This window comes from candidate division KSB1 bacterium, from assembly GCA_034505495.1.
Lineage (GTDB): Bacteria > Zhuqueibacterota > Zhuqueibacteria > Residuimicrobiales > Krinioviventaceae > Fontimicrobium_A.
Map to the genome: position 1 here is coordinate 33,003 of JAPDQV010000028.1, position 10,798 is coordinate 43,800.

General features: G+C 55.4%; 8 protein-coding genes. 7 read left to right on the forward strand and 1 reads right to left on the reverse strand.

Annotation, left to right across the window (positions count from 1 at the left end; genetic code table 11):
- The 3 genes from ONB24_11105 to ONB24_11115 form a co-directional block, all read left to right on the forward strand.
- Positions 1–3,036: C25 family cysteine peptidase (locus ONB24_11105; GenBank protein MDZ7316664.1), on the forward strand; the 3,036-nt coding region annotated here is incomplete at its 5' end.
- 8 nt (positions 3,037–3,044) lie between these two features.
- Positions 3,045–4,052 carry a hypothetical protein gene (locus tag ONB24_11110; GenBank protein MDZ7316665.1) on the forward strand — a complete coding sequence of 336 codons (1,008 nt, stop codon included), beginning with the start codon at positions 3,045–3,047 and terminating at the stop codon, positions 4,050–4,052.
- Between the two features lie 151 nt (positions 4,053–4,203).
- Positions 4,204–6,330, forward strand: coding sequence for a DUF4038 domain-containing protein (locus ONB24_11115; GenBank protein ID MDZ7316666.1), 2,127 nt, complete (start codon positions 4,204–4,206; stop codon positions 6,328–6,330).
- A gap of 46 nt (positions 6,331–6,376) precedes the next feature.
- Here the strand turns inward: ONB24_11115 and ONB24_11120 are convergent, their stop codons facing one another.
- A complete protein-coding gene (locus ONB24_11120) occupies positions 6,377–7,162 on the reverse strand; it encodes a hypothetical protein (protein ID MDZ7316667.1) in 786 nt (261 codons plus the stop codon).
- Positions 7,163–7,409: 247 nt separating this feature from the next.
- Between ONB24_11120 and ONB24_11125 the strand changes: the two genes are divergently transcribed.
- From ONB24_11125 to ONB24_11140, 4 genes are all read left to right on the forward strand, one after another.
- Positions 7,410–8,012, forward strand: a complete 603-nt coding sequence (locus ONB24_11125) for a hypothetical protein (GenBank protein ID MDZ7316668.1) — start codon at positions 7,410–7,412, stop codon at positions 8,010–8,012.
- Positions 8,005–8,502, forward strand: a complete 498-nt coding sequence (locus tag ONB24_11130) for a DUF2764 domain-containing protein (GenBank protein MDZ7316669.1) — start codon at positions 8,005–8,007, stop codon at positions 8,500–8,502. The genes ONB24_11125 and ONB24_11130 overlap by 8 nt, the downstream gene beginning before the upstream one ends.
- A complete protein-coding gene (locus ONB24_11135) occupies positions 8,499–10,217 on the forward strand; it encodes a V-type ATP synthase subunit A (GenBank protein ID MDZ7316670.1) in 1,719 nt (572 codons plus the stop codon). The genes ONB24_11130 and ONB24_11135 overlap by 4 nt, the downstream gene beginning before the upstream one ends.
- 6 nt (positions 10,218–10,223) lie before the next feature.
- Positions 10,224–10,798, forward strand: a 575-nt coding sequence (locus ONB24_11140) for a V-type ATP synthase subunit B (GenBank protein MDZ7316671.1), incomplete at its 3' end; no start/stop codon positions are given.

The following is a 10,798-nucleotide window of genomic DNA, read 5'->3' on the forward strand; positions in this document are numbered from 1 at the left end:
AACCCACAAAACGGCGCCGATTATATTCTCATCACCCACAGCGACTTGGCGGCGCAGGCGCGGCGGCTGGCCGATTATCGTGCCTCGCAAGGGCTGCGCGTTGCCGTCGTCGATGTACAGGATGTCTTTGACGAATTCAGCGGCGGCATCTTTGATCCGCGCGCCATCCGCAGCTTTCTCAAATATGCCTTCGAAAACTGGCGCAGACCGGCTCCCGCCTATGTGCTGCTGCTCGGCGATGCGACGCTATGGATGAACAAAAAAATTGCCTGGAACCACCCGCAGAGCACTTTGATCCCCAGCATGATGGTCTACACCTTTTCGTTCGGGATGACTTCGAGCGACAATTACTTTGCCGCAGTGAGCGGAGACGACGAACTGCCCGACCTGTTCATCGGTCGCCTGCCCGCCAATTCCCCTGAGGAGGCTGCCGCGATGATCGACAAAATCATCGCTTATGAAACCAAACAGACCGCAGAAGAATGGCGAAGGCACATCACCGTAGCTGCCGGAACCGGCGACTTTTTCGGCTATGCCGCCGATTACGTAACCCAGTATCATCTGCCCAAATGGTTGATCGTGCATCGTTTGGATGCCGATTTCACGTCGCCGAATTTTCACACAGCAGAAGATTTGATCGGTTGGATCAACAGCGGCCAAAACATTCTCAATTTTCTCGTCCATGGAGCCGGTGAGCAAATCGACGACGCCAAGCTTTTGGAAAAGGACGATCTGCTGCGCCTGAACAATCGCGATAAATATCCCTTTTGCTCGACTATGTCCTGCTATATCGGGCATTTCGATGACCCGGCACATCAATCCTTGGGGGAGGCTCTGCTCACAGCGCCGGAAAAAGGCATTATGGCGCTGTTCGGTTCTGCCGGCAAGTCGTACCGCTATGCCGATTTCTACTTTAACAACGCCGTTTTTGAGGGCATCTTTCGGCAGCGACGACGCACATTAGGGGAGATAACCACGCTGGCCAAGTATGACCTCATGGCGCAGACGAGAGGGTTTGATGAACCGGTGCGGAACTTTATCCTGTTTGGAGACCCGGCGCTTAGTCTGCGGCTTCCTGAAGAAAAACTTGTACTTACATCTGCCAAATCGGTTCTCTCGGAGGGCGATGCCATGCGCGTGACCGGCAGCGCGCCGAGTCGAGGCACGCTGATGCTATCGGCTGTATCCGGACGCTCGACCATCGCCGAACAGAGCTTTGAGGTCAACGGCACCTTTACGGTCGACCTTTTTCGCTTGACGCCCCAGATTCGCAGCCTGTGGGGTACGGGCGGCGGCGTCGGCTATGTCAAAGCCTTCTTTTCCGACGGCAGCGTCAGCCAGGCAGGCGCACTCTCCTTTGGGGTGTTGAGGCCGCTGCTTCGACGTTTCGGAACGCAGCCCGAGACGCCGGTGGGAGGGCAACCCTTTGCTTTTGTCGCCGAGATCGACGGACGCGTCGCTGCAGAGAGCGGCGGCATCCGCTCCTTGACCGCGCAATGGAAGATCGGCGAGAGCTGGAAGGACGCGCCCATGTCCCTTGCCGGCGACGGCTTGTGGAAAAGCGGCGAGTTTTCCTGGGAAGAAGGCACGGTAGTAGCCTATCGTCTGCAGATGGTTACCGGTATCGGCGAAATCGTGACCGATCCGATTCAGCTGACCATCCGCTACAAGCCTGATCTCTATACGGATACGCCGCTTCGCCGGATATCCGGTGACCGCCCTGAACTATTGGCAAAGATCAAAAACCGCGGTGATTCCGATGCGCGCATTGTGCCGATCACTATCCGCGACGTACGCAACGGCGCTGTATGGACGGACCGCTTTGTCGTCCCATGGGTACGCTCCCGCGCCGACACGCTGGTGCGTATTCCTGTTCCAAACGTCTCCGCAGGCAGCTACGAACTGGAACTCTTGATCGATCCCGAGAATAAGGTGGCGGAGGAAGAAGAAAACAACAATCGCTTTGTGCAAACCCTCTGCCTGGTGACGCCGGAAAACGGCTCCGCCGGTGCTTTCCGCTTTCTGCAGGATCAAGTGGCTCTGATCCTGCCGCCCAATAGCGTCGAACGCCCTTCTTCTTTGGAGCTGAACGCCCTAAGCGATTCCGGACTGCAGCGGACAGCGGAAAACGCCTCATTGTTGCCTCTGAAGCGCCCCGGTGCAAATGCGCCGGCAATTTATCGGTTCATCTTTGCCGATACAACGTTGAAGCCGCTCAAGCCGGTCAAGGCATCGATCGCCTATGACGCGCAAGACTCGGTGCTCGTCGTTTACGGCCTGCAGAGCGTGCGCGTCTATGTCTGGGAATCGGTCTTCGGACTCTGGCGTGCCGTACCGACACAACATCTGCCGGAGCAAGGCCGTTTCGTCGCCGATCTGCCGCCGGGCGCCTGCGTTTTCGCCCTGATGGCCAACAGGGATAAAACTCCGCCTACGATACGTATTGATGTACTGGGACAGAACTTTGCCGACGGCGACATAACACCGCAGCGGCCGCAGTTTGTCGTTTCTCTCAGCGACGAGAGCGGCGTCGACGTCACTCCGGAGCGGCTGCAGATCTCGCTCGACGGCCGACTCCTTTCTCCCGCTGAATATGCGTTGAACTTCGACGCCAAAGAGCCGCGCTTTGCCCATCTCTCTTTCAAAACCGATTTCGACGGCGGCGAGCATGAAATTTTGGTTTCGGCAGGCGACTTTAATGCCAACCGCGCGAGCCGTACGGTTCGCTTCCGCATTGCCGAAGAGTTCGGCGTTCGTTTCGTCGCGAATCATCCTAACCCCTTTCTTGATGAAACCGTTATCGCCTTTTACATCGACGACGTCGCCAATAAGGTCAAGTTGGACATCTATACCGTCTCGGGCAGACACATCCGCGGCTTTGAAATGGTCGACGTCAGCGGCTACCAGGAAGTGGTGTGGGACGGTATGGACAAAGAGGGCGAACCGATTGCCAACGGCGTCTATTATTTAAAGTTCACCGCCGTGCGGGACGATCGCCGCATTGAGCGCATTGAAAAGATGGCCAAGCTGGAGTAGGGGGGAGCATGACCAAACGAACGCTCTTTCTGCTGCTGCTCGTCGGTTTTGCTTCGCCCTTATTCGCCGGCAAATACGCGCTGGACTTTATGCGCATCGGCGTCGGTGCGCGGCCTGCGGCAATGGGCGGCGCTTATGTCGCGTTAACGCGCGATGCCGCTTCCTTTTATTGGAATCCCGCCGGCCTATCCGGAGTTCGCAGCTTTGCCTTGCACGGCGACTATGTGAGCCTTTTTAACGGGCTGTCGCACTATCACACCGCAGGAGGGGCGCTTGCCCTGCGCAGCGACTGGGTCATCGGCTGCGGTTGGGTGCGGCTGGCCGTTGATGATATTCCCCGTTATGCACCTTTGAGCGGCACCCGAGTTGACCGCCTGATCAACGGCGTCGGCCGCTCGGACGGTCAGGCGATCGGCTCCTTCTCCGATGCACAGGATGCTCTGATCATTTCCTTTGCCAAAAAGATTGCTTTCGACTTGGGCGTCGGCCCGTCCGCGCATATGATCATTTTCCCCGTCGAGCTGACGTTCGGCCTCAGCGGCAAATATTTTCGCCATCAGCTGGACGACAAGCAGGGGCTGGGCCAGGGTGCAGACCTCGGCCTTATGGGTCGAACCTTCAGCCGCAATAAAGAAGCCGGTGACCCGATTTCCTGGGCTTCTGCGGCCGTCATGATACGAGATCTGTCTAGGACCGCACTGGTTTGGGACACAGCTTCCAGGCATCAAGATGTCGCCGAACCGGCCGTAATACTCGGTGCTGCCGCATCGCACTATTTCAAAGGCATTCGCACGCGCTTCACCTTCACCTTTGACCAGGAGCTCGAGGAAACACTCACCGGTCATGCGGGGTTTGAGGCCGAGATTGCACGCACCGCGGCAATTCGCTTGGGGCTTTCGGGGCGTTATCCCTGTGCGGGTGCCGGCCTTTGCTTCGGCAGAATTCGTATCGATTATGCCTTTGTCTCGCACGATCTGGGCAACAGCCACCGAGTGAGTCTAAGCATAAGCCGTTAAGCCAAAGTGCAGGTGAGCTGATAAGGCACTGCTCGAATGGAATTGAACTTTTTTTGAAATTATTTTATTTTTCCCCATGAATTGGGAATTCAACCGAATACCGATCGGCTTCGGCTTTACATTCAAACAAAGCCTTGCCTTTGTCTTTTTCATGTTAGCCCCTCTTATTGCGGCGCCGACTGTTCCCCAATATGAAGCTTTCGAAATCACTTTGAGCGGTTCTCCGGTCGCAAACCCTTATCTCTCTTATCGTCTTTGGGCCGAGTTTCGGGGGCCTCAAAACAAGAATTTTTCGCTCGAAGGCTTTTGGGATGGAGGACAAACGTGGAAGATTCGCGTCGCTTTTGAAGAGCCCGGCGAATGGAGCTATCTGACACATTCCGATGACCCCCTGTTGGACGGTCACGGCGGCGTCATTGAATGCATCACCGGCATAAGCAAGGGATTCATTCGCCGCCATGGACGGCACTTTTATTACGCCGACGGTACGCCGTTTTTTCGCATGGGCGATACCTGCTGGCGAATTTTCCGCAGCAAAAATGCACCGTACGAGAGCCGCTTCGTACCCTATATCAACGCCAGAGCCGAGCAGGGCTTTAATTTTGTCCTCGGCGTCATTCATACCGTCGGCGATCCTTCCATCAATGAAGGAGGCAGCTTATGGTTTAATGATACCGATCTCAATCAACTGCAGCCCGGCTATTTCCAATGGGTGGACAAACGCATCGACTATATGCTGCGTTCGGGCATCGTTCCCGGGCTCGTCTTCGTTTGGGCGCAACGTTTTAAAGAATTTTATCAGCCTCCTTATAATCGCGACACCTTTTCCCGATTCCGCCGCTATATTGTGGCGCGTTACGCCGCCTATAACGTCTTTTGGATCCTCGCAGGCGAATATTCAGAGGAAATAGCTCCTGCGGAATACGATTACCATGCACGCGCTATTCGTTTCGGCAATCAAAATCCTGCCGACGGCCTTCTCGACTGCGGCGATCCCTACGGTCATCCACTGTCCATCCATCCGAGCGGCCAGGAAAGCTGTTCCCAGCATATTTCGCTTTTTGATGATTGGCTCGGCTATATCACGCAGCAGATGTACGGTACTCCTGATTTTCTCTATCAACAAATAGCCGCCGACAGCTTTACCAATCTGCCGGTTTGCAACGACGAGTTCGGTTACGAAGGCCCGACAACTCCCGGAGATCCCTATTACTATTTTAATAACCAAAGCGGTGAAGAAACGCGCCGTGATGCGTGGGCTATCCTGTGTGCCGGCGGTTATTTTACTTGGGGGAATATCTATACTTACACCGGCAAAGAACTGATTCTGCGCGTAGACAAGCTTTATTCCGACGGCGCCGAGTACATGCGGCTTTTAGGTGAATATGTGCGGACCTCATTGCCGTTTCACGAAATGACACCCAAGCCTGCCTGTATTCTAAGCGGAGAAGCCTTTTGCCTGGCTAAAGAGGGGGACCGCTATCTGATTTATGTCTCGACTTCTAATGCAGTTACTTTCAAACTGCATGCCGAAACCGGCCGTTACCGCGCGACTTGGTTCGATCCGGAGACCGGCGAAACTGCCGACGGCGGCATGATTTTGGGCAATCAATCCTATCAAGTCGAATCCCCATTCGGGCATGATGCGGTTCTTGATCTCAAATTTTCGGATAATCCCCCGATTGCTGCTCATCTGATCGATTTCCATGCCGCTAATCAGGGTTCCCAGCGGCTTCTCGAATGGCGCTGTCTATCCGATCAGAAGACAGCCGGCTACCTCGTTGAGAGATCAGAGGGAGCGACTCGAACGTTTCGAGCCGTTGCACCCTTTATTCCCGTTGAAGCAGGGATGTCATCAGGAGAGGAGCGACTCTATCGCTGCATCGACTCTGCGGTGGTGCAACCCGGCGTCCTCTGTTACAGACTTTTACGCATAACGTTGGACGGCGAAAAAGAAATCCTGGGCGAAAGCAGCTTACCGATTCAGGGCCCGGCAGAAGTTGAGACTCTGCGGCTTGCGGTAATGCCGAATCCTGCCCGCGGGCCGCTTGTTTTTACCGCTTATCTGCCCAATGCTTGCGAAGGCAATGCGGCGGTTTACGACTTGAGCGGCCGACTGATTCGAGTGCTGCACAGCGGTTCATACAGCTCCGGCTTGTGGCATCACCATTGGGACGGCAGGGATGAATACGGACACCCTCTTGCTGCGGGCGTCTATTTGCTCACTTTTAACACCGGCGGAAAGACGCGCCGCTTAAAGTTTACGTTGTTGCCGTAGCTTTCAGCCGCGGCGAAAAAGATGGTTTCTTAATCGACAATGTTGCTTAGGGTCGGCTCTTTTGTTCCGGTGTCGGCTGCAATGCGGCAGGGGTCGATACAAACTCGCCCAATAGGGCAAAGCCATAGTCAAGCGCACGGCCGCATCCTCCGGCTTCTCGAATGCGCCGCAGCGCCTGATCTCGTTCCGCCTCGGTTCGACAACGGACCAGGATCATCCGCTTTTCACCTTCGTTTTTACCATAGCGCGCTTCCAGCACGCGTTCAAGACCTTCGATTCCGGGGTAGTTGCGGCGGTAGTAGGCCATGGATGGGGGAATTCCGTTCGGTTTCGGCAGGAGTGAAAATTCTTGGGGCTCTACCGGCGGCGGCAGCGCGGCTGAAATCATTTCGGCGGCCTTGAGCAGCGCCTGCTGCATCGTCGAATCCGGCGAGCAGGCAGTCAGCAGGACATAGTATTCGTTCTGCCACAACTTGACGCTCATGGATGAGGTCGCTGCCGCGTTACCCAAATTCAAGGGGAGACCAGAGGCAGCCTGGCGTTCATAAACCCCGAACGCATCGAGCGGTTCGGCAAAGCGATAGAGATCGACCGTAAAACAAAGGGCGGAATCCGGCGGCAAAAAGAATGTCGCAGTGACGGCTTCCACAACATCATAGGCACGGAACAGCTCTGCCGCGCCGTTGATGTACTCGTGCAAATTTTCCGCCGAATAGGTCTCAGCTGGAAGCAAAACACTCCAACGCGCGGCAAGCGACTCCCATATGCCTTCCAGCGCCTGACTGAAGGTCCAAACGCCGCTGATCAGCACTGCTATAAAAATCTTTTTCATTCCTATTCTCGAGTTTTTTGCAGTTTAGAAAATTTGTCTCAAATTAACAAGAAAAGAGTGTGACACCGTTAAACCATGTAAAATTGTGTCTTAGCGAACCGCTTTTCAGGATTTATCCTTTGATTTTTACTCTATAGATTTCTAAATTTATTTTCAAGTTCCTCTTTGCAAATCGAATGGTCGGCGGCGCGGGACCAACGCCGCAGTTTCCCCGAGTGTAAGATATTGCTCATTGAAGGAGTTTTGAATGGAGATTAAACTGGAGAATCTCATCGAGCGGCTAAAGGCCGAGGGTGTCGAAGGTGCGCAGAAGCGGGCGGCAGAGATTATTGCCGAGGCGGAAAAAAAAGCCGCCGAGATTACCGCCGAAGCGGAAAAGCAGGCCAAAGAGATGATTGCCAAGGCCGAGGCCAAAGCCAAACAGTTTCAACAGAATTCCGAAGTTGCCATTCGCCAGGCGGCGCGCGACGGCGAGCTGCTCTTTAAATCGCGCATTATGGCGTTGCTCGATTCAGTGTTCAAGGCTCAGGTGAAGCAGACGCTGGAGCCGAATTTCCTCAAGGAAATGATCCTCAAAGTGGTGGAAAAGTGGTCTGCTCAGGGGCCGGTACAGGTGTTGGTCAGCGAAAAGGACGCTGAAAAACTCGAAGCGCTGCTGCTTTCTGCTCTAAAGGACGAGGCCAAAAAGGGCATCACCATCCAAGTCAGCCGCAACATCAGCGGCGGCTTTCAGATCGGCCAGAAGGACGGCAATGTCTATTATGATTTTACCGATGAAAGTCTGACCGAAGTGATGCGCTCTTTTCTTAATCCGCGTTTGAACGAACTGTTGAGCAAGCAGAATGGATAAATATTATTACCTGGTTGCGCAGCTGCCGATGCTGTGGTTCGACCGCGAGGCGCCGTTGACCACCGCGGCGTTTCTTCAGGAAGCGGAAAAGTGGATGAGCGCCGCGGATTTCGAGCGGCTGCGTCATGCGCGCTTTGACGCTCTCGAGGTGACCTCCCACATGCCTTCCTTGCTCAGACAATATGCGGAACACGAAGCGGCTTTTCGCCGCGATTTGGCGCAGTGGCGGAAGGCGCAAAAGGAAGGATTCGACTATAAACCGGAGACTTTTCCGGTCGCTTTGGTCAAGGAAGGCAATCCGCTGGAAATCGAAAGAAATCTTCTGCATTATCGCTGGAAGCTGATCGAAGAATTGGAATCCCTGCATCATTTCGATCTCGAGTTTTTGATTTTTTATTATTTCAAACTGCAAATATTGGAAAAACTGGCCGAGTTTGACAAGGAAAAAGGACGTCAAGTCTTTCAATCACTAACCAAGGTAGATATATGAATCAAGTGACGGGCAAAATCATCGGCGTCAACGGCAACCTGATCACGGTACTGGTCGACGGCAGGATCACGCAGAACGAGGTGGGTTATGCCGTGACCGGCGATCAGCGGTTGAAGGCCGAGGTGATTCGCATTCAAGGAAACAAGGCGTTTTTGCAGGTGTTCGAAAGCACCAAGGGACTCAAAGTCGGGGATAAGGTCGAATTTACCGGCGAATTGTTGTCGGCCGAGCTTGGGCCGGGGCTGCTGCAGCAGATCTACGACGGTCTGCAGAACCCGCTGCCGAAACTGGCCGAACAGTACGGATTTTTTCTGCCGCGCGGCGTCATCCTTAGTCCACTCGATCGTGAAAAAGTGTGGGACTTTACTCCGACGGCCAAGGTCGGCGATCGGGTACTGGCCGGTTCTTATTTAGGCTGGGTGCCGGAGACGCAGTTCCAGCACTATATCATGGTTCCCTTTGACGTGCAGGGCGAGTGGAAGGTCGTCGAACTGGCCCCCAAAGGCGGGTACCGCGTCGATGATCAAATCGCGGTTATTCAGGATGAGCGCGGCAACCAGCGCAAGTTGACCATGTCCTTTCAGTGGCCGGTCAAACTGCCGATTCAGGCCTATAAAACCCGCCTGATGCCCACTGAGCCGCTGATCACCAAAGTCCGCATCATCGACACGTTTTTCCCGGTCGCCAAAGGCGGCACTTACTGCGTACCCGGACCGTTCGGCGCCGGTAAAACGGTCATTCAGCAGATCACCAGCCGCTACGCCGATGTCGACATTGTCATCATCGCCGCCTGCGGCGAGCGCGCCGGCGAAATCGTCGAAACCATGCGCGAGTTCCCCGAGCTGACCGACCCGCGCACCGGCCGATCGCTTATGGAGCGAACCATCATCATTGCCAATACCTCCTCCATGCCGGTGGCGGCGCGCGAGGCGTCGGTTTACACCGCCACTACGCTGGGCGAATACTACCGCCAAATGGGTCTGCACGTGCTGCTGCTGGCCGACTCGACGTCGCGTTGGGCGCAGGCCATGCGCGAACTCTCCGGCCGCCTGGAAGAGATCCCCGGCGAAGAAGCCTTCCCCGCCTATCTCGAATCGCGCATTGCCGAGTTTTATGAGCGCGCCGGATTGGTTGAGCTGCACGACGGACGCCGCGGCAGCCTCACCATCGGCGGCACGGTCTCGCCTGCGGGCGGCAACTTTGAGGAACCGGTTACGCAGGCGACCCTCAAAGTGGTCGGCGCCTTCCACGGTCTTTCCCGCGACCGCGCCAACGCCCGGCGCTTCCCGTCGATTCATCCCTTGGAGTCGTGGTCGCGCTACCGCGGCGCCGTCAACGAGGCGCAGGTCGAAAAAGCGCGCGACTTTTTGTTCCGCGGCTCCGAGGTGCATCAGATGATGATGGTCGTCGGCGAGGACGGCACGTCGCTCGAGGACTTTGTCATTTATCTGAAATCAGAGTTCCTGGACGCGGTTTATCTGCAGCAGAACGGCTTTGATCCGATCGATGCCGCGACATCCCCGCAGCGGCAGCAGCACGTTTCCAACATCATCGAAATGTTGCTCGACAAGGAGCCGAAATTCGCCTCCAAAGAAGAGGCGCGCGCTTATTTCTACGATCTGCGGCAAAAGTTCATCGATTGGAACTATATGGAATTCGCCTCGGAAGAGTTTGCCGCTCAGGAAAAAGTGATCATCGATATGATAAAAGGATAATTCGATATGAGAAAAGTCTATAAACGGGTCGAAAGCGTTTCGGGAAACGTCATAACCGTCCGCGCAACGGACGTGGCCTACGAGGAACTGGCGGAAATCACGACGCGGCGCGGCAAGTCCCTGGCGCAGGTCATCAAGCTGGAAGAAGACCTGGTCTCGCTGCAGGTGTTTGCGGGCAGCCGCGGCGTCTCGACCGACGATGAGGTTCGCTTCCTGGGCCATCCAATGAACGTCTCGTTCAGCGAAAACATGCTGGGACGCATTTTCAACGGCTCAGGCGTGCCGCGCGACGGCGGTCCGGAGATCACCGAGAGCGTCATCCAGATCGCCGGTCCCTCGGTCAACCCGGCCAAGCGCATCATCCCCAGCCGGATGATCCGCACCAACATCCCGATGATCGACGTCTTTAACTCCTTGGTCGCTTCGCAAAAGCTGCCTATCTTTTCGGTCTCGGGCGAGCCCTATAACGAACTCTTGGCGCGCATCGCACTGCAGGCCGAGGTCGATATGATCATTCTCGGCGGCATCGGTCTGAAATTTGACCAGTACATGTACTTCAAGAATGTGTTGGAAGAAGGCGG

Bases quoted from the DNA above. Each gene is read 5' to 3' on its own strand.
- ONB24_11110 (MDZ7316665.1), top strand. From the start codon at position 3,045: ATGACCAAACGAACGCTCTTTCTGCTGCTGCTCGTCGGTTTTGCTTCG.
- ONB24_11115 (MDZ7316666.1), top strand. From the start codon at position 4,204: ATGTTAGCCCCTCTTATTGCGGCGCCGACTGTTCCCCAATATGAAGCT.
- ONB24_11120 (MDZ7316667.1), bottom strand. From the start codon at position 7,162: ATGAAAAAGATTTTTATAGCAGTGCTGATCAGCGGCGTTTGGACCTTC.
- ONB24_11125 (MDZ7316668.1), top strand. From the start codon at position 7,410: ATGGAGATTAAACTGGAGAATCTCATCGAGCGGCTAAAGGCCGAGGGT.
- ONB24_11130 (MDZ7316669.1), top strand. From the start codon at position 8,005: ATGGATAAATATTATTACCTGGTTGCGCAGCTGCCGATGCTGTGGTTC.
- ONB24_11135 (MDZ7316670.1), top strand. From the start codon at position 8,499: ATGAATCAAGTGACGGGCAAAATCATCGGCGTCAACGGCAACCTGATC.